Here is a 24,433-nt window from a genome sequence, read left to right as displayed (position 1 = left end):
CAGGCGGCAGGGGTTTTTTAATCCAGCTGGATAAAATGAGTGTCAGGCACTGCGTGCTTCGGGATAAAGCCATCCGCAAAGTCCGGAAACGCCGACTGTATTTCATCAATCCATCTTTTCAGATTTAATATATACGGCATATAAATCATCTCAATTGTCGCTTCGTCTTCAATCCGATAGTACCAGCAAAGATTAAACTCTTTTTCTGTCACCAGTGTAAACCCAGAGAAATGATAGAAAATCAGCGGCGTTTCATCTATATACACGCGGCCGTCCTTTTGCCCGACCTTATAGTTTTCGATATTCCAAAGCGCTGTATTGGCTCCTATTGATTTGACAACATGAACACCTTTAAACTGCGCCGGCCATTTCTCCACATATCTTTGATCACCGTATGTCTTTCGTTCCGTATCCATTTCGACCGTGCAAAATTCAATACAGTCCTGTCTCCACTGCCACACCGCTTCATATGCTTCCTTTGTATTACCGGCACCGACAAAGCCTGTATTAAAGCGTCCGGTTCGGTCGTAGTAGGACATGAAGCGCGGCGAATTACGATGATCAGTCAAATACAGAGACGCCGTTGGGTTTTCTGCAAAAATACGCGCCGGATCAGAAAAGAAAAATAGATCCGTATCCATATGGGCAAAGTACTCAGCGTCATCCCACTTGCTCATCACATGAAACAAAAAGGCGGGCTTTAACGTCCAGCAATATTCATGAAACGTTCTGTTGCTTTTCGCTTTCAACAGCTCCGGGTCTTCCATTTCATGCAGCTGCACAAAGGTTACATGCTCCCATGGCACGTGCTGAAGCAATTCATACGCTTTCTGGTCGACACACAGCACATATAAATGAAAATCATCGCAATGCTCATGGAGAGAATGAATCATAGGCATGAGCTTAAAGATATGTGTCCTTGACACTATCGTTGAAAAATGAAATGTACTCACTTATACCACATCCAATGATCTAAGATCCACGTGCAGCAAATCGTTGACAAGCGCATACAGTGCGTTGGCAAAATCGTTCACGCCTAGCTTTTTCTTCGCTTTTGGCAGAAGCTTGCGGACAGTTTGTAAATCAAAGCTTTTCGCCGTCACCCTTGGGGCTTTCTTTCGCCAATCCGGATCAATGTTGCGCTCTTTAACAACATGCAGAAGCTCAAGAAACAGATTCAGCAGCATATCATATTTCTGAGACTCCAGCAGCTTTTGAATATCAGTCATGATTCTGTTCGTCATGTCAGGCGGGAACGGCCCGTTAAAAGCGAGATGAACGTCTAAGGAGCGGATGTTATTGTATTTATCGCACATATAGGCAATGTTGGCCCGAATATCATCTACAGACTTACAATTGCTTGGATGTTCCTGATGAACACTGACAATATCGCGGCGAAGCCTGAAGGTCAATCCGGCCTGATGAAGCCTGATCCCGAGGTCATAATCCTCAAACCCGTACCGCACAATGCCTTCGTCAAATAAACCGAGGTCAACCACATGCTTGCGTTTCACAGAGGAATTATTCGTGATAAAAAAGCGCCATGGCATATGATAGCCTTTCAAGTCATCGCCGTACTCATCTAAAATCTTCTTGAGCACGTCTATAAAGTCGGTATCGAGGTCAAAGCTTTTATCAAGAAAGCTTCCGTTTTTGATGTCCGCCTCCTCCAGCAGCTTTTGTTTGTCTTTCTTCGGCATTTCACCTGTGAGCTTTGCGAGCTGTTCCTTATGTTCTTCTTCAAACCGTTCATAATAAAAACTGTAGATCCGCTTCCAAAACAACCCGCACACGACGAGATTCTCTTCGTTCTCATGGGCTTTAATATGTTTTGCCACAAGGTCCTTTGCCGCAAGCATATCGCTGTCATGGAAAATCAGGATATCTCCTCTGGCATTGCGAAGCGCCTGATTTCGTCCGTACGCAATGCCCCTGTTTTCTTTAATCCGTGTAAAGATCAGCGGAAAATCAGCTTGAAATGACTCAAGCATCGAGAGCGTCCCGTCCTCAGAGCCATTGTCCGCTACAATGACTTCGAATTCTTCATCGCACTCCTGCTGGTTTAATGACAGAAGGCTGTTGTAAAGACGCTCCTTCGAATTATATGCAGGAATAATAACGCTTGCTTTCACTTCATTTTCACTTCCTGTATTTACTCATTTATTTGTTGTCATCTTTTGAAGCAAAACCGTTAAATTCAGGGTCTAACGTTTTGATGTGCTGAATGATATGCGGCAGTGTCTCTTGATACAGTTCATGCACAAACGGCAGATCTGTGCGGGTTGTTTCATGAATCTGTTTGATTTCATTGATGCTGACGATTCGGTATCCGCTGAAATGATAAAAGATCAGCGGACTGCCATCCTCCAGCACGATCCGGCCATCTTTCCAGGAAAACGTATGCTGCCCATAATTCCAATGCCCGATGTTCACGCCGGGTGTTGTAATGTCACACACATTCGGAAACAGCTCAGACATATAATCCAAATAGCCCTGATCACCGAATTTTCCTTCACCCGGTGCATTTTTGCATTCCTCAAGACAGCGTTCCTTCCACCACTCCAAGCAATCCATGCCTGCATCATCATGCTTGAAGCTGATAAACCCGGAATTATATCTGCCTAAAAGACGCTGCAGCATGTCAATCTGCTCTTTCTCAAAAGAAGGGATTACAATATCCCCCCGTGAAAGCAGCACCGAGCAGTCCGGCTGGTTTTCAAAAATCGGCGATGGATCTGCATAGAAAAAGAGATCCCCGTCAATATACGTCACACGCTCCAGCCCGGGATTGCTATTCAGCACAGCTTGCAGAAAGATCGGCTTCATCGTCCAGCAATACTCACTTTGATCTCTAGTTTCCTTCAGCTTCAATAGCAATTCATTTTCAAGTGCGGCCACCGGCACAAGGTTCAGCTGCTTCATCTTCAGCTTCTGTAACACGCGGTGCGTATCTTCATCCATGCAAAGTATAAAAATGGGACTGTCTTGATCAACTAGCTCTAACGACTTAAACAAAGCGACTGCCTGATATAATCTTCCTTTTGATAAAACGGTGCAATACGCGCTGGTCACAGTCTTGTTCACCTCGTTTCACATTACTTTTTGAAGAATTCCGTATACCACTCAATCGTTTTTTCAAGTCCCTCATCAATGGTGTAGGCCGGTGTCCAATTCAGCAGCTTTCTTGCTTTTTCCGCGGATAAATATTGATGTTTGATTTCATTGCTTCCCTGATTCAGCACCTTAGGTTTCAGATTACTGTTCATTTTCTTTAATATTTTCTCTACCAGTTCAAGTACGGTCAGCTGGATCTCATTGCTGAAGTTAAAGGCCTCTCCGGCAAGATTGTTTTCTTCCATTTTTTCTGCAAGAAGTAGATAAGCCTGAACGGCGTCTTCAATATAGAAATAGTCCCGTACAAATGTGCCGTCGCTTCGGATTTCCGGCGCTTCCCCGTTCAGCACAAGCTGAATCGTCTGAGGAATGATGCGATTGAAGTTCAAATCTCCGCCGCCGTATAAGTTTCCGCAGCGCGTAATGCAGACCGGAAGCCCGTACGTGTGAAAATAGGTGTGGCTGATCAGATCTGCGCAGCTTTTTGAGACGTCGTACGGGTGCTTGCCTTGCAGCGGCATGTTTTCATCGTATGGAAGGTTTTCTTGATCGCCGTAAGCTTTATCACTTGAAGCGACAATGACCCGCTTAATTAACGGATGCTTGCGGCAGGCTTCGAGAATATTCCAGGTGCCGAGGATATTCGCTTCAAAGGTAGAAATCGGGTTGCGGTTTGCTACGCCGACAATCGCTTGTGCAGCGAGATGAAAGACAGTGTCGATCTCATACTCGCCAAGCGCGCGTTCAATCACAGCCAAGTCCTCAAGAGAGCCCCGCACGATATTCATTTTCTTGATATGTTCTCCCTGATAAAGATTGGATTGAGGCACATGATCCCTGACAAGCCCCGTAACATTTGCGCCCTGATCGATCAGCTCTTTCACCAAATAGCTTCCTAAAAGACCTGTGCATCCCGTGACAAATACGTTTTTATTTTTCCAGAAACTCAAATCGATTCACCATACCTTCCATACTTGTTGTCCTTGATTCCACATTTTGTTGACTTCTAAGAGATTTTTATACGTATCGATGGCCGTCCAAAATCCATAATGGCGGTACACAGCAAGCTCCCCGTCTTTGGCAAGGTTCTTCAGCGGTTCATCTTCGAACATCGCGTTCCCGTCCTTCGGCAAATACTCGAAAACCTTTGGACTGAGAACGAAGAATCCGCCGTTGATGATTCCGTCACTTGATGTCTTCTCAGAAAATGTTTTCGCCATGCCGTCCTCAACCGTCAAGGTGCCAAACTGCGAGACTTTGTCAATGCCGGTGACAGTCGCGGCAACACCTTTTGTCTGATGATAGCTGATGAGATGGAAAAGATTGATATTGGCCAGCCCGTCCCCATAGGTGAGCAGAAATGTTTCATCACCTATATAGTCTTTCGCCTGCAAGATTCTTCCGGCTGTCAGCGTATCTTCCCCAGTCTCCAAAAACGTAATTTTCCACGTTTCAGGCTGCCCCAGGATCTGTACCTCTCCCGTAGAGCTGTCGAGTGTCAGGCTGTTGTGCTTCCATTCATAGTCGAGAAAGTATTCCTTGATTTTTTCTCCTTTATAGCCCAACAGCAGAATAAACTCGTTTACTCCGTAGTACTGATAAATTTTCATAATATGCCATAGAATCGGTTTGCCGCCTATCATGGCGAGCGGTTTAGGAATGTCATTCGTGACTTCACTCATTCTCGTTCCTTTTCCGCCGCAGAGAATGACCGCTTTCATCTCTACCCCTCATCTCTATGAATATTGAGTTCGAAACCTGGTACATCTTCACAATCTATCAAGGCATTTCCCCGATAATTTGTCCGATTTCAATACCGGTTTCAAAATCTACTGTAATGATATGAGAGAAAGCCAGCCTTGGTGACCAAATGGAATCTATTTTTTCAAGTTGGTTGTATAACCAAAAAAAGAGCCTTGAGCGAAGGCAATGCGCCCGCTCAAGGCTCTTTTTCATCTTATTTGATTTCTTTCTCCTTGCCGTAATGATAGTCTGACGGATCAACGGCTTTGAAATCATTTAGTTTATGGAACCTCAGCAAGTCTTTGTACAGGACACTGTCTGAAAGGCTCAGCTGCTGGTTCACTCTTGTTTTCAGATTCTTCGTTTCTTCATTCGCTTTCAGTTTTTCACCAGTCTTCGTATCATAAATGACATTGTCGACTGATGTGTACTTCGGCGTTACGAAGTCTCCGTTTCTGAATGCCACTGTATCGTCGTGGTCTTTAGAGAATAAGTCAGTACCAAAGTTGATGTATTTCTGAGAATCAATTCCTTCTAAGTGCAGAATTGTCGGCATGACGTCAATTTCGCCGCCATACGTATGGTTCACTCCGCCTTTTTTGCCAGGAACGCGGATCATCAGCGGCACACGCTGGTTCTGTGCGTTTTGATAATCTGTGATCTCTTTTCCAAGAATCTCTTTCATCGCTCGGTTATGGTTTTCAGAAATACCGTTATGGTCACCGTAAATCATGATGACTGAGTTGTCATACAGGCCGGCTTCCTTCAGCTCCTTGAAGAATTGCTCAAGCGCTTCGTCAAGGTAACGCGCTGTCTGGAAGTAGCTGTCAACTGTGTTATCGCCAGTTGTCGCTTTTTTAAGAGACGCGTCTTTTTCATCCAGGTTAAACGGATAATGGTTTGTCAAAGTAATCAAATGCGCGTAAAACGGCTGTTTAAGAGACTCAAGCTTTGGAATCGATTCTGTAAAGAACGGCTTATCCTTAAGTCCCATGTTAATCACATTTTCATCTGACATATCATACGTGCTTGCGTCGAAGAACTTGTCATATCCGATATGTTTGTAAATCTGGTCACGGTTCCAGAACGATTTGTAATCACCATGCAGGACGGCGCTTGTATAGCCTTCCTTCTGGTCTAAAATCGCAGGAAGCGATTGGTAAGTGTTTTCGCCTTTCGTCACAAACGCGGAGCCTTCAGGAAGACCGAAGATCGAGTTATCCATTGTCAGCTCGGCATCAGATGTTTTTCCCTGGCCTGTCTGATGGAAGAAGTTATCAAAATACGTCACATCTTCCCCGCCGTGCGCAAGTTTATTTAAGAAAGGCGTCACCTCTTCACCGTTTAGCTTGTAGTCAATCAGGAATGACTGGAAGCTTTCGAGGTGAATTTTAATGATATTTTTGCCTTTGGCAGAGCCGAAGTACTCGGCGTTTGGTTTCGCATAATGAGACGTCGTGTAATTCTCGACGCTTGTTAAATCATCGCTGCTTGCATAGGCCCGTTGCGTTTCTGTTTGAGCCGTCTGCACACCGTCATAAATGGTGTAGTTGTACAGACCTAAATACTTCACGATATAATTGCGGTCAAACGTTCTTGTCAGCAGCTGCGGACGGTCTTTTTCCGCATAGTGCAGGTTGATGAAAAACAGTGCGATCCCAGAAAGGATCACTAAAGACGCAAAGCGTTTTTTCATTTTGTATTCTTTTAATTCAGGTCTCCAGATCAATACCGCAATCAAAATGATAATATCTAAGAAATAGAAAATATCATGACCGGCCATGATACTGAAAATCCCGTCTCCCATGTTTCCAACGTTTCCGGACTGTTTAATGTTCGGGAACGTCAAGAAATCGTCAAAGAAACGATAGAATAAAATATTTGCATATAACACAAATGTCATCAAGAAATCGATAATCAGCATAATAATGGCTGATTTACGCCCTTTCGCCAGCAAAGCCAGTCCTAAAAAGAAGACGGCGCTTGAGAATGGGTTAAATATCAGGAGGATCTCCTGAGTTGTGCCTTTTACCCCAAGATTAAACTCAGTCTTGTAGGATAAATACGTTTTTGCCCAAAACAGTATAACAGCCAGCACAAAAAAGCTAAGTTTGTAAGAAAAAAGTTTCTTCATGGCAACCTCTACTTTCTTAAACACTTTAAGTTCTTCATTCATATTTACCTGCTCTTTATATCCTGCCTTCCAATTCCTTCTTTCCAAACAAAATCAAGGCATCACACAACAATAAATACACCGCGGCAAGCCGGAATATTTATGTTTCGCACCATATCATTTTTATTACAACCATTTGGAAACCAATCACTGGACGAAAGAAACCTTCATTTCGTTTCACATTTTTTTCTCAGAAATAAAAAAAGGATTTCTTTTGTCATGTGTGCCTTTGAAAAAAGAAATAGATACCGAGTATAAGAATAACATAAACTAGCAAAAACGAAAAATAGGTTTTGCAGACAGCCCGCCCTTCCGGCGGACTGAAGTTATTGTATGCATCAATGTTTAGCGCGATCACTATTTTTTCTAAAGGGCAAAAAAGACTGGATGTCTCCAGTCTTCTTTATCTATATCCCTGCCCAGACATCCTTAGCGTACATACCGGTATCCTGCAGATGTCTCAGCCAGTTTTGCGCTTCTTGCTCCCCGGTGCCATGAACAGACTGATACGCCTTTTGCAGTGCCGCCTCCACATCCGGGGCCATTTTGCTGCCGTCACCGCATACATAAAGCCTGCCTCCGCGGTCAAGGATCGATATTAACGTTTCTGCATGGTCAGCCATGACATGCTGGACATACGTTTTCGGCATGCCTTCTTTACGGGAAAAGGCTGTGTGGACAGTGACGATTCCGTCTTTTTCAAACTGCTCAAGCTCATCGCGGTATATAAAATCACGATCGTTTCTGCATCCAAAATAGAGATGAGCTTCACCGAGCGTTTTCCCCTCCCGCTTTAAAACTTCGCGGGCTTGAAGGAAACCGCGGAATGGCGCGACTCCCGTGCCAGGTCCGACCATAATGATTGGCGTTTCAGGGTCTTCTGGAAGCTGAAACCGAGATTCTGGTGTGCGTACAAACATCACGAGATCATCACCGGCTTGGCGCTCAGCTAAATCATTTGAAGCCACACCCCTGTATTCGCCACGGCCGCTCCACGCAGGGCCGCGCACGACACCGACTGTGATCGATGCTAGCCGCGGATTCACTCTTGGAGAGCTTGAAATTGAATAATATCTCGGTTTTAACGGACGTAAAAGCTCTAAAAATCGTTCAAACGGCATGTCGCACGCTTCGTACTTTTCAAGCAGATCCAGCATGGAAATTCGTTTTTTCAATATTTGCTCCTGATAAACACCCTCTGCTGACAGTTCTTCTAATTCACGCCTATGCGGCGGACACACTGTAAATGCCGCCAGTTCACGTATTTGCGCTCTTGTGGCTGCTTCCTGCACCTCGACGCTGTAGCTGAGAAGATCATGCAGGCTGACAGGACGGCCCAATGGCAGATGCCCCGCACTGCGGCCGCTTGCCGACAATGTCACTTGGTCGGTTCCCTTCAGGCCGAATCTGTGGAGAATCCGACTGACATTGGTTTGGCTGTTTTTTGGCAATACGCCAAGATGGTCGCCCTCTTGATATTCAACATCCGGCGGCAATGTAATTTCGATATGGCGAGTGCTTCGATCGCTGTCTGCGGACTGGAGTTCACGATTTTCGGCAATGGATGCGTGAGAGGCTTCGTACGATCTAGCGAGCGGAGACTCGCCCAGCCCTCTGACAAACTGAAGGCTCAGCGTGCTTCGTTCCTTATCAGCGTTTTCATTAAGCTCAAGTCCGAATGCTTTGATGGCGTCCGCCCACATGCTTTTTTTCCACTCGTCAAGCTGCCCTTCAAAATCACCGCTGACATCTCCTTCCCCGCGCCCAGAAAACCGAGTCGCGCCTTTTTCTGCAAGCTGCTCATCAATGAATCTCGGCACGTATTGATACGTGCTCGCCCAGTTGTGGTCGCCGCAGCCAAATACCGCGTAATGGACGCCCTCAAGCTCACCCGGTTTGATTTCTTGAAGCCACTGCACGAACTGTCCGGCATTGCTTGGCATTTTTCCATTATAAGACGAGGTCACAATGACAACCGCTCCCTCTTTCGGCAGCTTTCCAATCCGGTCGTTCAGAGGTGCTGTCTCTGTCCTTACGCCGTGAAGACTGGCAGTATCAGCAAGCTCCCGGGCGACGCCTTCTGCAGTGCCAGTATCTGAGCCGTACAGCACGAGAAGCGGGCGGTTGTTAAGACCGATGACCGATGCGCCCTTTGCTTCCGTTTTCTCCTTTTGCTCATAAGGCGCGGCTTTTTCATCTGCCTGAGCGTCCGCATGAATGGCTTCCTGATGACGGCTTTGAACCCTAATGTGAAAATCGCCCGGCTTAAGTGTTAAGGTTTGTTTGATATCAAGCTCATAATTCTCATGATCAATCAGTGTGAAATATTTTAAAATCATCCCCAGCACAAGTGTGGCTTCATGAAGGGCAAACTGCATGCCGATACAGGCCCGTTGTCCATTTCCGAATGGTTTGTACGCATGATGAGGCACTTGGTCCTGATGCTCGAACCGTTCCGGCCGGAATTCCTCGGCGTCCTTTCCCCAAGCGTCTCGATCACGATGAAGCTGCGGAATCAGCACAGAAATTCTGTCTTTCGTCGTGATCGGAAATTTCCCGCCAATGACTGTGTCTTCTTTTGGATAAAGGCTGAAAGCCGGAGCTGTCGGCCATAAGCGCAGTGATTCATTTAAAATCATCCGTATGTATTTAAGCTCCAGCACTTGTTTATAGGTCGGCGCTGCATCTGTCAGCACCCGATCGACCTCTTCATACGCCTTTTTCAGTTTGTCAGGATGCTTCAATAAAAAGTAGGTCGCAAAGGAAAGCAGGCCGCTCGTTGTTTCATGGCCGGCAATCAAAAACGTAATAATTTGAAAGCGGATATTTTCGTCGTCGAGCTTTTCACCCGTTTCCGGATCTTCCACATTCAGCATGCGGGCAAGCAAATCTTTTTCATCCTGGTCTCCATTCGCCCTGCGCTCTGCAATAATGCTGTCGACTAAAGAAAACATCGTTTGAATATCATGGCGGAATTGCCGCTTTGTTCTGACCATAAGCTTATCTTGAACATCAAGCCGCTGCATTTGATGCATCGCTTCATCAAGCGCCCGCACCATGCTGTTGATAAACGGGTGGGGCGTTTCTCTGTAGTAACTGTTAAAGCGGTAGTTAAACCCGCATAGCCCAATGGTGTCAAGCGTCAGCCTCGTCATATCCCCCGGGACATCAACTGCTTCATTCGGATTAAGCCTGGCCCATTTTTGAATAAGCTGAACAGCGATATCGACCATTTTTTCATGATAGTCCTTCATGGCCCGCTGGCTGAACGTCGGCATCAGAATGTTGTGCGCTTTTCTCCAGTTAGGCTCATGCGTCCAGCTCGTAAACAATCCATCACCGGAAAACGCGCGGACCTTCTCCAAGGCGCCTTCAATGCTTTTATCAAACCGTTCTTCATCACAAACCTCTTTCACCAATTCGTGGCCGGACACTACAATGGTCGTGCCCGCGGGTGTATGGATTTGAAAAATCGGGCCCTGTTCTTCCGCCAGTTTGATCAGCGAAAGCGTCGGCTTGTCTTTATCGATTAAAGGCAAATTGCCGAGCGGTCCAAACGTCTTCGGCTGAGGAATCGGGCTTGTTTCCTTCATCGAACCATTCCTTTCCGTATGAGATGCCTTCTATTTGACTACATTTCCCTTTCATGGTCATGATTATTCCGTTCTCCCAATTGACGCATGATTGCTGTTTTTTCTATACTTGAGAAGCTGTACAATACGCGAATAAGGTGAGTTTATATATGGATTTTGAAATTCGGTTTTTATCCTTTTATGTCATACAGGTGGAAGGCAAAGATGAGCAGGCGAACAAGCAGTTCAAGCACTTCCAGACCCTTGACACGGAAGAATTTGAAGAAAGCGAGCTGAAGGACTTTCTCGACGGGGAACTGAAAAAAATCGTCAAACGGAAAGCAGACCGCCATCCGCAGTCCGAGCAGGTGCCGACGAAAATCGGCCATTTTATCGTCGAGCCCGGCCACGAGCTCGATTCCAACCCAAACTACAACATGTTCAACCGCGCGCGTCTGGCGGAAACAAAAGAAGACTTCAATGAGCTGAGCGAGCAGTTCGTCCGCACGTACCTTGACACAAGCGCGGTTCGCGGCGGCGTGTTTCTCGTCGCTTCGGCCGTACCGAGAAAATACTTTGACGAGTCATTTGTCTTTATTATGAAATGTGACTTTGAGCCGAAGGTCGCCCGCATCTCTGACACGTCTTCTCTCATTAAAAAAGTCGAAATGGCGATCACGACAAAAAACATGAAAAGCATCCAATACCCGTACATGCCAGAGGAAGGAATGGTCGAGGAAGGTGAACTGAAAATCCACCAGGCCTCGCACGCCCGCTATTTTGAGGACTTTCTGAAATTCGTCGAGTACGGAGAATCGATGCCGGAAATCATGAAAAATCAGGTCATGAACATGGTGCAGGAGCACGTCTACGAGACATTTGAAGACAACAGCGAAGAACTCAAGCAGTTCGAGCACGACATTGAAATATGGGAAGCAAGCGAAAAACGGGAAATCCAAGAGCGCCTCGACACCCATCAAGTCATCGAAGCCTCCGCCCAAATCATCGAGCACACGCCAGAGGCCCAACTGAAAATGAAAGTCGGAGAAACAGAGATTAAGGGATTGCTAGCGGATTTTGGCGATTCTATTCATCTCGCAAAAGTAAACGGGCGCTATGTCGCGCTGATTGAAGCCGAGACGATTTCGTTTGAGAAAGGCAGTTCACCGGTGGAGTTTTATAAGCCTGAGGGACTGCATGAGGTGATTGAGCGGATACAACAGAGGAACATAGAGCAGTAGTGATATAAATTTTTCAAATTATTTAAAGAAAACATAGTCTATTAGATTTATGTATTTTTAAAAAAGGCAGGTAATAATATTTGTTTATTACTTTTAAAGTTAGAAATACTGAATATTTTAGAGTAACGCTGCCAGCAGTATAAATGCAGGCAGCGTTTTAATTTATCGTTTGACTATAAAAGCTGGGGTTTTAATGTTAAATTTTGCGCCAGAGGCTCTATTAGTAGCTATAAGTCTTACTCGGGCACTATTTTTCCCCTTTTTTAGTGACTTCTGATTTTTCAACTTAAACACCTTTGCTGGAGTTGAGTGGCTAAAGGAACCCTTTTTCACTTCATTTACAACCCAATCATGACCATTCCACACTTCTACTCTCATTGAGTAATCAAATGTTGCAATAGAACCTCCACCATATTTTGCTACACAATCAATCGATGTGGCCTTCTCTGAATAAGAATCAGCATCTGTACAAATTTTCAACACATAATCTGAATAATAAGTATTACATGGCATACAAATTTCCCCTTCCTAAGAATTCATTTCACAGCACTTAAAATGTTTAAAAATACTGTGTTCATCTATAAGTGGCAAACGTATGACATTTCTAATACCCTTCCCTCAACACCGCATAGCACTCCCCAATCAGTTCTTCCGCTCCCGGCTCTCCTTTCAGCCCGCGGCGGACGATTTCCGATGATAGGTTCTGGACTTTGAGCGCTCGTGGGGCTCTTCTTTTGTAGTACGCCTGTAATGCTGTTTCGTGGTCGGCGTGGTTTTGGAGTTCTTCGGCGAGGACGATGGCATCCTCGATCGCCATTGCCGCTCCTTGCGCCAGGGTCGGCGCGCCGGCGTGGGCAGCGTCTCCTCCGATGACGACGCGGCCTTTGTGCCATGGCTCCTGCACGGCGACCTGCTCCAGTTTGTTAAAGATGACAGGATGCTGTTTTGACATGTGCTTTGTGACAAAATCCAGCCCCCGAAAACCAGAAAGAATCTCTTTTACTCTATCAAACCGGGTATCTTCCTCATCCCAGTAATCGCTCGTGCAAGGCTGGAGGACGAAGACATAGCCAGCGTGTTCTGCCAATGGCACGACGCCAATTTGTGTATCCCCGCTTCTATACATGAATGTCGCGTCCTCAAATGTAAAATCAGGAAGTTCGATATAAAAGCGCCACGCCCCCATGCCGAGGTACTCTTTTTCTGTTTCCTTTTGCAGCATTCTATCGCGAACAACGGAGTGAATGCCGTCAAAGCCCGCCAGAATGTCAGCCTGCATCTTTTCCCCATCTTCACATACGGCAGTGACCGATTCAGCTGTTTCTTCATAAGCGACAACCTTTTTCCCCCACTTGATGTCTACACCCACTGCCTCGGCATGCTTCATGAGAATGTCATTTAAAGTTTTGCGCAGGATATTATTGCGTCCCGGAAGTGAATCGTCTAAAAAGGATTCACTGACTTGAAACAGCAAATTCCCCTGTTCATCAAACGTTTTAAACCATTCTGTTTGAAAGCCGTGCTTACAGCACTCTTCGAATACGCCCAGTTCTTTCAACACCGCCAGTGCGTTTTGCGGCTGAAGAATCCCCGCACCTGTTTTTCGGTTTTCTGAAGCCGCTTCACATAAGGTGACGGAAAACCCTGCCTTACGGAGAGAAATGGCCGCTGACAAGCCGCCGATGCCGCCTCCTGCAATTAACATATGTTTCATATCAATAACCACCTTTTCAGCTCTATATGTATTAGTTAGGCGCCTAACTACATTACCTTACTATGTCCCAAGAAAATCTGTCAATCATCTCCAAGCCAAGTTGCGTTATGGTTTTCCCTCCTTTATAATCGTGTCACAACGAATGTACGGGAGCTACTTGCGATGGAATTAAAACATTTACCGAAATATAAGCATATAACAGAGCACGCCGAAACGTATGCCAATATTGACGCCGGCTCTCTTGAATTGTTTTTATCTCTTTTTGATATTTCAAAAAAAATGAATCATGTGATGGAGCATTACTTTGCTGGCCGAGGGCTGTCAGAAGGAAAATTCAAAATCCTGATGCTGCTCTTTGATGCCAAGGATCATAGGTTAAGTCCGACAGAGCTTGCCAAACAGTCAAACGTCACGAAAGCGACGATTACAGGCCTGCTGGACGGGCTGGCGAGGGACGGTTTTGTCAGCCGCAGGCATCACACAGAGGATAAACGAAAAATCAGCATTGAACTGACAACGGAAGGCAAAGCACGCCTTGAGGAATTTCTGCCCGGCCATTTCAGCAAAATCTCAGCGGTCATGGAAAACTACAGCGACGAGGAAAAAGGCATGTTCGTAAAGATGCTTGGTGATCTTTTTGAAAGGCTGAGCGTGTTTAAAGACTAAAAAACCCGTCCGATCCGGACAGGCTATAGCGTCTTTTCTTCTGCAGCCGGATACGCATCCGGCTGTTTTTTCTTTATGACCGTAACAAATATGCCGCCGATGACACATGCAATGCCGATGAAATGCACAAACTCAAATGGCTCCTTCAATATCACGCCTGACAAAATGACAGCGGAGACCGGAAGAACGGATGTGAAAATGCCCGATACACCCGCCGGCACCTTCGTCACCCCGCTATACCATAAGTAAAACGCCAAAACAGTGACAAAAAGCGCGTAATACAGCACATACGACCAATCCAAAACAGTCGGCACGCTGTAATCAAATGAAGAGGCCTCAAACAAAGCAAACGGGAGAAAAAACAGGAAGCCGAAGAGCGATACGAAGGTCGAAATCGCCAGTGCCGAAATATGCGGGGATAGCAGCTTGGCCATCAATGTAAACAACGCTTCGCCAATGACTGCAGCAATGATCAGCATGTTCCCGAATAAGGCGTGCGGCGTCCCGTCTTGGCTCCCGGCTCCAAACAAATTAATCGCCATTACGCCGCAAACCGCCAGCAAAATGCCGATCAGCGTCTTTTTCTCAATTTTTTCTCTAAGCAGGAAAAAGGATAAAATACCGATCACCATGGGGGTTGTGCTTGTCAAAATGCCGCTTTCCGTTCCCGTCGTATATTGAACCCCATACAGCAGGCAAATACTGAACAAAAACACGCCTGTGAATGATTGCACCAGTAATACGAACACATCTTTTTTCGTCAAAGCCGGAAACCCTTTTTCAATGCAAAACAGCAGCATGAGCAATACGACAGAAGCGATCAAAAAACGCAATCCTGAGGAAAGAAAGACCGGAATCCGTTCGACCATCAGCTTGCCGACAACGACAGAACTGCCGACGATCGCCATAGCTGCTGCCAGAGATACATATGCGCCCATTTGTTTTTTCACCAATACTCCACCTGCCTTTTTGATGTATGGCAAAAAGCGCCTATCCAATGACAGACGCTTTTTCATTAATCATCACTGCTCAAAATGCCGAAGAAGCGGAGCAGGTTGATGAACAAGTTGATAAAGTCTAGGTACAGCGATAACGCCATAACCGGAATCAAGTCTTCCGTAATGTGGCGGTGTTTGATTTGGTTCAAATCATACAAAATGTAAAGGGAAAAGACGATGGTTCCGATCACGGAATACGCCATCATCGCCGCTGAGTTTAACGGGCTGAAAATGTTGAAAATCCCTACCACTGCGAGTGCGAGCACCGCAACCAGCAGAAACGACCACAGGAAGGATAAATCCTTCTTCATTTTTGCGCCGATTGTGCCTAAGACGGCAAAAATGACAAATGTAGAACCAAAGGCTTCGAGCACGACATAGGCGCCGGCGATGGAAGCGTAATGGCTGACGATCGGAAATAAGGTAATGCCGGAAACGAACGCGAATGTATATACAAACGCATACCCGACCGCTTTTCTTCTGCGCATCCAGAAGGCCAGAATAATCATCGCCACTTCAAGAATAGAAAGCGGCAGCATCAAAGCGACAGGAACAAATTGGCCGATAAAAAGGCCGACAGTCGCGATCAGCAATGTGAAGACAAAGACTGTCAAAATGCGTTGCATGATCGATTGCTTACTCTCGTGAACCGTAGCTTGCATGTCAAAAATCCTCCTAAAAAATGATCTTAAAGGTCTATTATATAAAAATTGGATGAAATATGTATATGTTTTAAGGAGAATTTAATGAAAACAAACGCCCTTTACATTATCATTTTGATTCTTTCCTTTTCAGCGAAAAACGGTGCTTTTCTATTTTCTCAATTTGGGTAATCTGAGAATCATGAACCGTAATCTGAACGGTGCCGAAATCGAGTGTTTCCAGCGAGCTGATGATTTTTTCAATCACTTCCGGATCAATCGTTGATTTTGAAACCAAAAGACCTTCCCCCCTGTTGAATAGGTTTTAATTCACAGTATTCTTATAAGAATTATAATATTATGTTTTTTTCGATAAATCAATGGTGATTTCTGTTCAAATCAAAAAGGCATATGATCACCCGGTGACGGACAATCATATGCCTGGAAACTTCCTATTTGTTTTCTTCCAATTCCTCAACAATACAGCGGACACCCATGTTTTCTAATGCCTGCTTCAGCGTACCGTACGTTTCATATTCACTAAAATCAAGCCCCAATTGAATCGATGTTTGGGCCACATCCGGGCGAATCCCTGAAAATACGGCTTTGACGCCTAATAAGAAAAGCGTTTTAGACAGATTGTACAATTGCTGAGCCACCATGGTATCCACAATCGGAACACCCGAAAGATCAACGACGAGGCTTGTGATTTTTCTCTCGACACAGCGGACCGGCACTGTTTCTAAAATGACTTGTGCCCGTTTTGTATCAATTGAGCCGATAAGCGGCAATATCCCGATTCCATCGGCAATGGAAATAACCGGGCAGCCAAGCTCTGAGATCAATTCCTGCTGAGATGTGAGCCTCATCAGCATGAATTTTTGGTACTGCTCGGAGAATTCAATAATCAGCTTATCGAACGACTGATTCACAATGCGGTTCCATCGGTCTGCATCCTCATTTGTCACAATCTCCTGATTCTCTTTTATAAATGTGACGACTGCGTCCCAGAATGAGATTCTTGAATTGGATATGGCTTCTACGACCTCATGAACTTGAACATCCTGCTCTACCCTGTTTTTCGCAACGTTTTGCGCCCATTTTGTCATGTTTTCTTGAAAATCGGTTTGATCCTCCAGAAATGCGCTTGCGATTGTTATATTGGTAAATGTATGCTGCTCGGTTAAAAGTGTTTTCGTTTCTTCACTTAAATGGCTGGCGGAATATAGCTCGCCTTTTAGCTGGCAACGCAAACTGAACCATTTCTCAGTAATATCCGCAGTGTTGTCTATGATATATTGATATAATAATTGATCGATATTCACGGTCTGTCTCCTTTTTCGTAATAGAAGCACTTTCATTATAAAATGATAAATCGGAATTGTGAATAAGACTAGAGAAAAATCAATTGATTCTGCTCTCTGAGAGCATTCCTGCTTCATATCCTTAGGCGAATGCACCAATAAGAGTCCGCCCGCATAAACTGCAATGTACAGTTTACAATGAGAAAGGACGTTATCACATGTATTATGTTGATCCTTATATGTTTGCGGGGCATTTTTATGAGCCTTGGCCTGCTTTTGAATATGAATACCGATATCCATGGCCTGGCATTGGCAGCGGCGCTGTTCCGGGCTTCGGCGGCGGCTCCGGCCCTGGCATTGGCGGTGGTGCTGTTCCAGGCTTTGGCGGCGGCTCCGGCCCTGGTATTGGCGGTGGCGCTGTTCCAGGCTTTGGCGGCGGCTCCGGCCCTGGTATTGGCAGCGGTGCTAGCCCAGGCTTCGGCGGTGCGCCGCAGGGACCTCCTCCTTCCCAAATACCAGCGAAACCCCCAAAACCGCAGGGTTCTCAAGGAGCCGTTTTGTTAGTTGAACCAATCACCATTCGTCCTTGCCTTTTCCGATTTACCTATGTTTGGTTAACCAATGGCCGCTCCTTTTGGTTTTACCCGATCATCCTTGGCAGAAGATCCGTCGGCGGCTTTTATTGGGATTCCTCACGTCGCCGCTGGGTTTACTTCGCCTTAGACACAAATCACATCGATGTTGTAAGCTGCTCATTTTAAAAATCAGCCGGTTTCCCGGCTGATTTTTTTATGTTACTTCGGCCGTAAACAGGTTATAGTATTATTATCTTTTCAACTTGGAGGTTTCCCTATGATCAAACAAATTGGCACTGTTGCTGTATATGTCGAGGACCAGCAGAAAGCGAAGCAATTTTGGACAGAGAAGGTAGGCTTTGATATTGCAGCGGACCACCCAATGGGACCTGAAGCAAGCTGGCTGGAGGTTGCGCCAAAAGGGGCCGAGACTCGTTTAGTCATTTACCCGAAAGCCATGATGAAAGGCTCAGAGCAAATGAAGGCTTCTATTGTGTTTGAATGCGAAGACATCTTTGGTACATACGAGAAAATGAAGACAAACGGTGTAGAATTTCTCGGTGAGCCCAATCAAATGGAGTGGGGCACCTTCGTTCAATTTAAGGACGAAGACGGAAATGTGTTTTTATTAAAAGAATAAACTGTTGCGCACGGCGGTTCGATTCCGTCCTGCGCTTTCTTTGACATTGAGAATGAATTTCATTTACAATTATTCATATGTGAGAATGATTGGAGTGAGACAAATGTTTGTACAGTTGAGAAAAATGACGGTTAAAGAAGGCTTTGCAGATAAAGTTATAGAACGTTTCAGCGCTGAAGGAATCATTGAAAAACAAGAAGGTTTAATTGATGTGACAGTGCTTGAGAAAAATGTGCGCCGCGGTGATGAAGAAGTTGTTGTCATGATTCGCTGGGAATCAGAGGATCACTGGAAGCAATGGGAAAAAAGCGATGCTCATATCGCCGGCCATAAAGCAAACAAAGGCAAACCAAAGCCTGACTATCTGATCAGCACTGAAGTGAGCATGTACCATGTACGTGCTGTCAAACAAGGGACATACAATCAATAAAAAGCTTGCGCCTTGCTGCAAGCTTTTTTCTAAGAGTCATGTTGATCTGCTTTGTTCATACGTTACAGTATACAGCGGCTTATTTTTATGCCATTCTGCAAATAACACGTCCTCTGTCTTATCAATGTTCTTCTTTTTCAATTCTTGTTTCAGCCACTGTTCATCCACACCTGCTTCCTTCAAATTATCCCGCACAATCTCTCCATCTATGATTAACGTGATCGGCAGAGAAACGGACTTCGAAGGAATCTGCAAATCCTTATTTGTCGGTTTGTCAAAGTCTGATTTTGGAAGCACGCTGACCATCCCGTTTGTTTCAAGAATCGCATATTCTACTTCTTGGATCGAAAAACTCCCCGCTTGCCTCAATAGGCTTTGCAGCTGGTTAATGTCTATCTTATTTTTCTTCATTACTTTATATTGAAGCTCTCCTTTGCGGATGACGATATTCGGCTCACCCTCCAAGAACTTTCGCGATGATTTCATTTTTTGCGTGATAAATTCAATAACATAAATCAGCACGCCCCACAGCAGCGAAGCAAAAATGATTTCTTTGATTTTGATATCATGATCGTAGACGGCATTTCCGACCAATTCTCCTAAAATTAAAGCAGAAATAAAGTCAAACGGCGTAATTTGAGAAAATTGGGTTTTCCCGAGAAGCTTTAAGATAATAAATAAAATGCCTAAACCGCAGACCAATTCTACCGCAACACTTAAATAATCTCCCATATTGATAGCACCTACTTCTTGATTATACTATCAGTATGGTCAATGGTTTCTTTTCTAAACCGGAAAAGCTCCGCTCAACGTTGCATGGTGCATTGGAGCATGTCATTGAAAAGCTGCTCTGCATCACTGCGGTCAATCCTGACAAGCGGGTCATTGAGGAAAGCTTGAAACGCGAGGCCAGTATCCTTTGTTAGACCTGCTTCCGACACTGCCTCTTGATTGGATATATGCCTAGCCGCCAGCATTTCCACACCTCTCGGAAGCGCTCCGGAAAAAATCGGCTGGACACGGTTCCTTGTGATGAATGCGTTTGTTTCGACAATGGCTTGTATAGGAAGGTTTGAGACCTGGCCTTGATTCGGCATATTTACATTTGTGACGAGTTCACCCAATCCGAGAAGAGCCGCTATGATGTTCACGCCTTCTTCTCCCGAAGCTTTCTCAGCAACGCCCCGTTGTTGCACGATCAACCGTTCTGTTTCTTGTCGTTTCTCTGCTCTGTCTTGTTTTCTGAATGATATAGGTGTGAGATGAAATTTCCATACTTCAGGCTGTTTGAGGTATGGACCGGGAAGAAACTCTGCCAGATGCCTGTCTCCCGCAGCAGGGATGGCGCCATACGTTTCAAATAAATCAAACGCAACACGGTGTGCCGAACAAAAGACGCTGTCCCTCCAGCTTTCCCCCTCCAGCTCATATCCTGATTCCCCATAGTGCGCGCTGAATTCACGGAATATAGGCAGCAGGTCAATATGGCGATAAGAGGCTTCCGTAATCCATGTAAAATGGTTAATGCCGAGCACATTAACGCGGATATCCTCACGCCGCGGCACCTCTATCCCCAGCCTTTCCGTGACCATTTCCGCCAATAGCTTTTGCGTCCCGAATACCTCGTGGCAGCAGCCAATCGCTTTGATGCCGGGAAACACTTTATACAGCACTCTTGTACAGACAGACATCGGGTTTGTATAATTAATGACCCATGATTCAGGTGCGTAGTCTCTTATTGCCCGGGCAATTTCCGCAAATATCGGCACAGCACGCAAGCCCCTGATGATCCCTCCAGGCCCGACAGTATCACCTACAGACTGATAAATACCGCAGCGCTCAGGCAAGTGGACATCGACTTCCATATCATCCAGTGATCCCGGCAAAATGGAAATAATGACGATATCAGCGGCTGATAACGCCTTTTTCAAAGTAGAAACAGCCTCATATCTCCATCTGCCGTTCCCGCTGTGATTGCCGATCACTTCATTTTTCTGAGCGGCTTCAAAATCAAGATCATAGAGCGCCACCGTGCCTGACATCCGTTCATCAATCGACAAATCCCTCATCAGGCTTCTGGCCCAGCCTTGGGACCCCCCGCCGATATAGGCAATCTTAATCTGATCTAATGTACTGATATGAAACACTCCCTTTCTCAGCCTTTCACCGAACCGATCAGCATTCCTTTTGCAAAGTGTTTTTGTAAAAATGGATAGACCGCCAAAATCGGCAGCGTCGCAATGACAATGACAGCGAGTTTAATTCCCTGCTCCGGCGGAACTGCATTTTGCATCGTATCACCATTGGTCGCCGTTAAATCCGATAAAATTGTGACTTGGCGAAGCACCATTTGCAGCGGCCATTTTGCACTGTCATTGATATATAAGAGAGCGTGGAAGAAATCATTCCAAATCCCGACCGCATAAAACAGCGCAAAGGTCGCAATAACTGGCTTTGACAGTGGCAGGGCGATCCGCCAGAAGACGCCGATTTCGGAACAGCCGTCAATTTTTGCTGATTCCTCCAGCTCGCGCGGCAGCTGCTGAAAGAAGTTTTTGATAATAATAAGGTTGAACGGATTAATCGCCATCGGCAGAATCAATGCCCAATACGTATCCAAAAGGCCAAGTGATTTTACGACAAGGTACGTCGGAATCATGCCGCCTGAAAACAGCATGGAGAAAATCACCAGATTCAACAGCAGATTCCGTCCCTTCACATGCCGCTTCGCCAGCGGATATGCCATCGTGAAGGTGAAAAACAGCTGTACAGCCGTCCCAACCACCGTGATGAAGATGGACACGCCCATGCTTCGAAGGAACGTCGGTGTCGAAAACACATACTTGTAAGCATCAAGTGTAAAGGTTTTCGGGAAAATAAAGAAGCTCCGCTGGGCGAGTTCCGCTTCTGTCGCAAAGGAACCGGCGATAATATATAAAAACGGCAAAATGGTAATCGCGCCGACACCGCCGAGAAACAGAATGTTGCAGACGTCAAACACCCGTCCGGCTTTGGTGTTGTGCATCGTGTGAATTTCAGCCATACCTCTCCCTCCTCTAAAACAATCCTTCCTGATCAAACTTTTTCGCAATGTAATTGGCGCCAAAAATCAAGATAATCCCGACAACTGATTTAAACAAACCGACCGCCGTGCTGTAGCTATATGCCCCTTGGGTAATCCCCATCATGTACACATACGTGTCGAAGATGTCAGCCACACTGCGGTTGAGTGAGTTCGTCATCAAATACACCTGTTCAAAGCCAAGATTCAAAAAGCTGCCGATTCTTAAAATCAACAAAACGATAATGGTGCTTCTGATCGCCGGCAGCGTAATATGCCACATTCTCCTGAACCGCCCCGCTCCGTCCATGATGGCCGCTTCATACTGCTCTTGATCAACCGTAGCGAGCGCTGCCAAAAATAGAATCGTTCCCCAGCCTGTTTCCTTCCAAATGCTTTGCATCACAATCATCGGCCGGAACCAGTCTGCATCCGACAAGAAAGAAATCTGCTCACCTGTCAGGCTCATGATCATTTTGTTGATCACACCTGTATCGACAGTAAAGAAAACGAAGGTGATGCTGACCACAATTGTCCATGATACAAAATGGGGTACGTAAATGAAGGTTTGGATACATCTTTTATACACGGCCTTTCTTACCTCATTCAAAAGCAGGGCTAAAATGAGAGGCGCGGGAAAGGCAAACAAAAGATCCAGGCTCGCCAGCATGAGGGTGTTGCGCAGCAGCCGGAAAAAATCCGGATTCATAAAAAAGTCTTTGAAATAATCAAAGCCGACCCATTCGCTTTTCCAGAAGCCAAGATATGGCGAGTAGTCTTTAAAAGCGATCAGCACGCCCCACATCGGCAAGTATTTAAAAATCAAAAAATAAAGCAGACCGGGAATAAGAAGAAGATAAAGCCATTTGTCCCGTTTGAGCGCAGCCATCCAGCTGATGCCTTTTCCAGCGGTGAGAACAGGTGAATCTCCCTTCTTCGGCACTGTTTCCATATCTGTTCTCCTTTCGTGTTACCGGGGCGCCCGCCGAAAGGCAGGCGCATCGGTTTATTTTGACGATTGGTACAATTTGTTCAAGTCCTTCATCAGGTCATTGCCGCCGCTTTTTTTCCAAAGCTCCACTGCATCAGCGAACCCTTTTTCATCAATTTCTCCAATGATAAATTGTGTTCTCGCGTCGAGGATGATGTTGTCAAGCTGGGCACCTTTTTGGGTATAGACATCAGATACAAGCGACTCAGCCGGGTTAAAGACGGCTATTTTTTCTCCTTCGGTTATGATGTCCTTGCGATGCTGGAAGAGCTTGGTTTTCTGGTCTTCGATGTAATACTCGCTTTTCGGAATCGACATGCTGAACTGTGCCAAGCCTTCATGCTCATACAGGAGAGATTTGTTATTTTTTTCAAGTGAAGTGAATACGCCGTCCTTGAGCTCGTAATTGCGGCCCTTCACTCCGTTGTTCGTGAGAATCTGCGCTTCCTTATCATTCATCTTATCGAGGAAGGACAGCACCTCTTTCAGCTCTTTTTCAGTTTTGACGCTTGATTTTGGTATCGTGATCATGCCTGAATAACCAGATGTCGGGAAAGTGCGCTTGCCATTCGGTCCCTCAAGCGAGCCGACGATATCAATGATATCCTTGTTCGACTCATCCGCCTCCTCCATCGCGCTTTGGATTTGAGACGCTCTTGAGCCTGTATCAACGATGACACCCGCTTTTCCTTTTACAACCGGATCATTCCACTTCGCAGAATCCATGACAGCAAAATCCTTATTAATCAATCCCTCATCATAGAGCTTTTTAAAAAACGTGAGCGCATTCATGTATTCCTTCGTTGTAAAATCTGGAATCAGCTTTCCGTTTTCAACACCGTAGCGGTTCGGAGCGCCGAACCAGATTTGCAGAACATCCCATGGGCTTCCGTTGCCGAGTCCCATCCATTTCGGCACGACCATGCCGTACGTATCATCCTTGCCGTTTCCGTCAGGATCTTTTTCCTTAAAGGCTTTCAGCACTTCATAGAAATCATCAAGCGTTTCCGGCATATCCAGACCGACATTTTTCAGCCAGTCGGTTCTGATGATCATACACGCCCTGATCAGATCCCTCGTTCTGTAGATTCCGTACACCTCGCCGTTCACCGAGCTGTTCTTCAAAATCTTTTCATCTGCCTGGCTTAAATTCTTGTAGTCTTTTAAATAAGGAGACAGTTCCCAAAACGCCCCTGCTTTGACAGACTTGATAAAGCCGGCTGACTTATCTTTAATGACAATCGCGTGAGGCATCTCTCCTGAAGCCATGACGATGTTGAATTTGTCGTTGTAGGATGAATCAGGCACCCATGTGACCTTAATCTCTTTGCCTGTGTATTTTTCGAGCGCTTTTAATGAAGGGCTTTTATCACTCGGGCTTTCCGGCGATAAAAGCGGCGCCATAATTTTGATCGTATCTTTCGAACCGCTTGCTGAATTGGATGTTTCCGAATGGCTGCATCCGGCGATCACCATGGCAGCAAGCGGCAAGGCCATCCATTTTTTTCGCATTCTTATTTTCATGTTGCGTAAGTCCCCCTTTTTTCAATTTGCATTTCCCCTTTGCCCC

Annotated in this window: 23 protein-coding genes; 5 read left to right on the top strand and 18 right to left on the bottom strand. The window is 45.7% G+C overall.

The window, feature by feature from the left end; genetic code table 11:
• Positions 1-17: 17 nt before the first annotated feature.
• From QF06_RS02560 to cypD, 7 genes are all read right to left on the bottom strand, one after another.
• The gene (locus tag QF06_RS02560) at positions 18-953 is read right to left on the bottom strand and encodes a putative nucleotide-diphospho-sugar transferase (protein WP_015482937.1); all 936 of its coding nucleotides are present in this window, start codon (positions 951-953) and stop codon (positions 18-20) included.
• Entirely contained in the window at positions 954-2,132 is a 1,179-nt protein-coding gene (locus QF06_RS02555; protein ID WP_038829569.1) for a glycosyltransferase family 2 protein, read from the bottom strand. It abuts the gene before it with no gap.
• A 28-nt stretch (positions 2,133-2,160) separates the two neighbouring features.
• Positions 2,161-3,072: a putative nucleotide-diphospho-sugar transferase gene (locus QF06_RS02550; RefSeq protein WP_041851193.1), complete on the bottom strand. Its 912-nt coding sequence runs from the start codon at positions 3,070-3,072 to the stop codon at positions 2,161-2,163.
• Positions 3,073-3,095: 23 nt separating this feature from the next.
• The gene (locus QF06_RS02545; RefSeq protein ID WP_003233783.1) at positions 3,096-4,064 is read right to left on the bottom strand and encodes a GDP-mannose 4,6-dehydratase; all 969 of its coding nucleotides are present in this window, start codon (positions 4,062-4,064) and stop codon (positions 3,096-3,098) included.
• A gap of 6 nt (positions 4,065-4,070) precedes the next feature.
• Positions 4,071-4,835, bottom strand: a complete 765-nt coding sequence (locus QF06_RS02540) for a glucose-1-phosphate cytidylyltransferase (protein WP_041851194.1) — start codon at positions 4,833-4,835, stop codon at positions 4,071-4,073.
• A gap of 236 nt (positions 4,836-5,071) precedes the next feature.
• Positions 5,072-6,991, bottom strand: coding sequence for a lipoteichoic acid synthase LtaS1 (gene ltaS1 / locus QF06_RS02535; protein ID WP_015252593.1), 1,920 nt, complete (start codon positions 6,989-6,991; stop codon positions 5,072-5,074).
• A gap of 446 nt (positions 6,992-7,437) precedes the next feature.
• Entirely contained in the window at positions 7,438-10,623 is a 3,186-nt protein-coding gene (gene cypD / locus QF06_RS02530; RefSeq protein WP_043940065.1) for a bifunctional P-450/NADPH--P450 reductase, read from the bottom strand.
• Positions 10,624-10,772: 149 nt separating this feature from the next.
• Here cypD and QF06_RS02525 point away from each other — a divergent pair, with 149 nt between their 5' ends.
• A complete protein-coding gene (locus tag QF06_RS02525; RefSeq protein ID WP_041851196.1) occupies positions 10,773-11,843 on the top strand; it encodes a DUF3900 domain-containing protein in 1,071 nt (356 codons plus the stop codon).
• Between the two features lie 162 nt (positions 11,844-12,005).
• Here QF06_RS02525 and QF06_RS02520 read toward each other — a convergent pair whose 3' ends face one another.
• Together QF06_RS02520 and QF06_RS02515 are read right to left on the bottom strand one after the other, a co-directional pair.
• Entirely contained in the window at positions 12,006-12,356 is a 351-nt protein-coding gene (locus QF06_RS02520) for a hypothetical protein (protein WP_038829579.1), read from the bottom strand.
• A 91-nt stretch (positions 12,357-12,447) separates the two neighbouring features.
• Positions 12,448-13,557: an FAD-dependent oxidoreductase gene (locus QF06_RS02515; protein WP_041851197.1), complete on the bottom strand. Its 1,110-nt coding sequence runs from the start codon at positions 13,555-13,557 to the stop codon at positions 12,448-12,450.
• Between the two features lie 162 nt (positions 13,558-13,719).
• On the opposite strand from QF06_RS02515, the gene yetL reads away from it, so the two are divergent.
• Positions 13,720-14,223 carry a transcriptional regulator YetL gene (yetL, locus tag QF06_RS02510; protein ID WP_038829581.1) on the top strand — a complete coding sequence of 168 codons (504 nt, stop codon included), beginning with the start codon at positions 13,720-13,722 and terminating at the stop codon, positions 14,221-14,223.
• Positions 14,224-14,246: 23 nt separating this feature from the next.
• Here the strand turns inward: yetL and QF06_RS02505 are convergent, their stop codons facing one another.
• The 4 genes from QF06_RS02505 to QF06_RS02495 all read right to left on the bottom strand — a co-directional run bounded on the left by QF06_RS02505 (position 14,247) and on the right by QF06_RS02495 (position 17,187).
• Positions 14,247-15,239, bottom strand: a complete 993-nt coding sequence (locus QF06_RS02505) for a DMT family transporter (RefSeq protein WP_041851198.1) — start codon at positions 15,237-15,239, stop codon at positions 14,247-14,249.
• A complete protein-coding gene (locus tag QF06_RS02500) occupies positions 15,239-15,883 on the bottom strand; it encodes a Bax inhibitor-1/YccA family protein (RefSeq protein WP_003244397.1) in 645 nt (214 codons plus the stop codon). Before QF06_RS02500 ends, QF06_RS02505 begins: the two co-directional genes overlap by 1 nt.
• A gap of 109 nt (positions 15,884-15,992) precedes the next feature.
• On the bottom strand, positions 15,993-16,160 hold the full coding sequence (locus QF06_RS20875) for a YezD family protein (protein WP_003244522.1): 168 nt from the start codon (positions 16,158-16,160) through the stop codon (positions 15,993-15,995).
• A 154-nt stretch (positions 16,161-16,314) separates the two neighbouring features.
• Positions 16,315-17,187 (bottom strand): STAS domain-containing protein, encoded by an 873-nt coding sequence (locus QF06_RS02495; protein ID WP_029317447.1) that lies wholly within the window; start codon positions 17,185-17,187, stop codon positions 16,315-16,317.
• Between the two features lie 197 nt (positions 17,188-17,384).
• On the opposite strand from QF06_RS02495, the gene QF06_RS22080 reads away from it, so the two are divergent.
• The 3 genes from QF06_RS22080 (at position 17,385) to hmoA (ending at position 18,811) form a co-directional block, all read left to right on the top strand.
• The gene (locus tag QF06_RS22080) at positions 17,385-17,927 is read left to right on the top strand and encodes a hypothetical protein (RefSeq protein ID WP_031315514.1); all 543 of its coding nucleotides are present in this window, start codon (positions 17,385-17,387) and stop codon (positions 17,925-17,927) included.
• Between the two features lie 91 nt (positions 17,928-18,018).
• Entirely contained in the window at positions 18,019-18,381 is a 363-nt protein-coding gene (locus QF06_RS02485) for a VOC family protein (RefSeq protein WP_003233803.1), read from the top strand.
• 103 nt (positions 18,382-18,484) lie between these two features.
• Positions 18,485-18,811: a heme-degrading oxygenase HmoA gene (gene hmoA, locus QF06_RS02480; protein WP_003243958.1), complete on the top strand. Its 327-nt coding sequence runs from the start codon at positions 18,485-18,487 to the stop codon at positions 18,809-18,811.
• 36 nt (positions 18,812-18,847) lie between these two features.
• Here the strand turns inward: hmoA and QF06_RS02475 are convergent, their stop codons facing one another.
• The 5 genes from QF06_RS02475 to QF06_RS02455 all read right to left on the bottom strand — a co-directional run bounded on the left by QF06_RS02475 (position 18,848) and on the right by QF06_RS02455 (position 24,387).
• Positions 18,848-19,543 (bottom strand): DUF421 domain-containing protein, encoded by a 696-nt coding sequence (locus tag QF06_RS02475; protein ID WP_032726686.1) that lies wholly within the window; start codon positions 19,541-19,543, stop codon positions 18,848-18,850.
• 74 nt (positions 19,544-19,617) lie between these two features.
• Positions 19,618-20,958 carry an alpha-galacturonidase LplD gene (lplD, locus tag QF06_RS02470; RefSeq protein ID WP_043940064.1) on the bottom strand — a complete coding sequence of 447 codons (1,341 nt, stop codon included), beginning with the start codon at positions 20,956-20,958 and terminating at the stop codon, positions 19,618-19,620.
• A gap of 8 nt (positions 20,959-20,966) precedes the next feature.
• Positions 20,967-21,854 (bottom strand): carbohydrate ABC transporter permease, encoded by an 888-nt coding sequence (locus tag QF06_RS02465; protein ID WP_003242715.1) that lies wholly within the window; start codon positions 21,852-21,854, stop codon positions 20,967-20,969.
• A 13-nt stretch (positions 21,855-21,867) separates the two neighbouring features.
• Positions 21,868-22,824, bottom strand: a complete 957-nt coding sequence (locus QF06_RS02460; RefSeq protein WP_003233808.1) for an ABC transporter permease — start codon at positions 22,822-22,824, stop codon at positions 21,868-21,870.
• Between the two features lie 54 nt (positions 22,825-22,878).
• A complete protein-coding gene (locus QF06_RS02455) occupies positions 22,879-24,387 on the bottom strand; it encodes an extracellular solute-binding protein (protein ID WP_041851200.1) in 1,509 nt (502 codons plus the stop codon).
• Positions 24,388-24,433: the final 46 nt, after the last annotated feature.

This window comes from Bacillus sp. YP1 (assembly GCF_000877815.1).
Classification (GTDB): Bacteria; Bacillota; Bacilli; order Bacillales; family Bacillaceae; genus Bacillus; species Bacillus subtilis.
This window is presented reverse-complemented; position numbering and strand designations above follow the sequence as displayed.

What these genes read in the sequence shown, in the direction of transcription:
- QF06_RS02540 (WP_041851194.1), bottom strand. Translation starts at nt 4,835, where the DNA reads ATGAAAGCGGTCATTCTCTGCGGCGGAAAAGGAACGAGAATGAGTGAA.
- ltaS1 (WP_015252593.1), bottom strand. Translation starts at nt 6,991, where the DNA reads ATGAAGAAACTTTTTTCTTACAAACTTAGCTTTTTTGTGCTGGCTGTT.
- cypD (WP_043940065.1), bottom strand. Translation starts at nt 10,623, where the DNA reads ATGAAGGAAACAAGCCCGATTCCTCAGCCGAAGACGTTTGGACCGCTC.
- QF06_RS02525 (WP_041851196.1), top strand. Translation starts at nt 10,773, where the DNA reads ATGGATTTTGAAATTCGGTTTTTATCCTTTTATGTCATACAGGTGGAA.
- QF06_RS02520 (WP_038829579.1), bottom strand. Translation starts at nt 12,356, where the DNA reads ATGCCATGTAATACTTATTATTCAGATTATGTGTTGAAAATTTGTACA.
- QF06_RS02515 (WP_041851197.1), bottom strand. Translation starts at nt 13,557, where the DNA reads ATGAAACATATGTTAATTGCAGGAGGCGGCATCGGCGGCTTGTCAGCG.
- yetL (WP_038829581.1), top strand. Translation starts at nt 13,720, where the DNA reads ATGGAATTAAAACATTTACCGAAATATAAGCATATAACAGAGCACGCC.
- QF06_RS02505 (WP_041851198.1), bottom strand. Translation starts at nt 15,239, where the DNA reads ATGAAAAAGCGTCTGTCATTGGATAGGCGCTTTTTGCCATACATCAAA.
- QF06_RS02500 (WP_003244397.1), bottom strand. Translation starts at nt 15,883, where the DNA reads ATGCAAGCTACGGTTCACGAGAGTAAGCAATCGATCATGCAACGCATT.
- QF06_RS22080 (WP_031315514.1), top strand. Translation starts at nt 17,385, where the DNA reads ATGTATTATGTTGATCCTTATATGTTTGCGGGGCATTTTTATGAGCCT.
- QF06_RS02485 (WP_003233803.1), top strand. Translation starts at nt 18,019, where the DNA reads ATGATCAAACAAATTGGCACTGTTGCTGTATATGTCGAGGACCAGCAG.
- hmoA (WP_003243958.1), top strand. Translation starts at nt 18,485, where the DNA reads ATGTTTGTACAGTTGAGAAAAATGACGGTTAAAGAAGGCTTTGCAGAT.
- QF06_RS02475 (WP_032726686.1), bottom strand. Translation starts at nt 19,543, where the DNA reads ATGGGAGATTATTTAAGTGTTGCGGTAGAATTGGTCTGCGGTTTAGGC.
- QF06_RS02465 (WP_003242715.1), bottom strand. Translation starts at nt 21,854, where the DNA reads ATGGCTGAAATTCACACGATGCACAACACCAAAGCCGGACGGGTGTTT.
- QF06_RS02460 (WP_003233808.1), bottom strand. Translation starts at nt 22,824, where the DNA reads ATGGAAACAGTGCCGAAGAAGGGAGATTCACCTGTTCTCACCGCTGGA.
- QF06_RS02455 (WP_041851200.1), bottom strand. Translation starts at nt 24,387, where the DNA reads ATGAAAATAAGAATGCGAAAAAAATGGATGGCCTTGCCGCTTGCTGCC.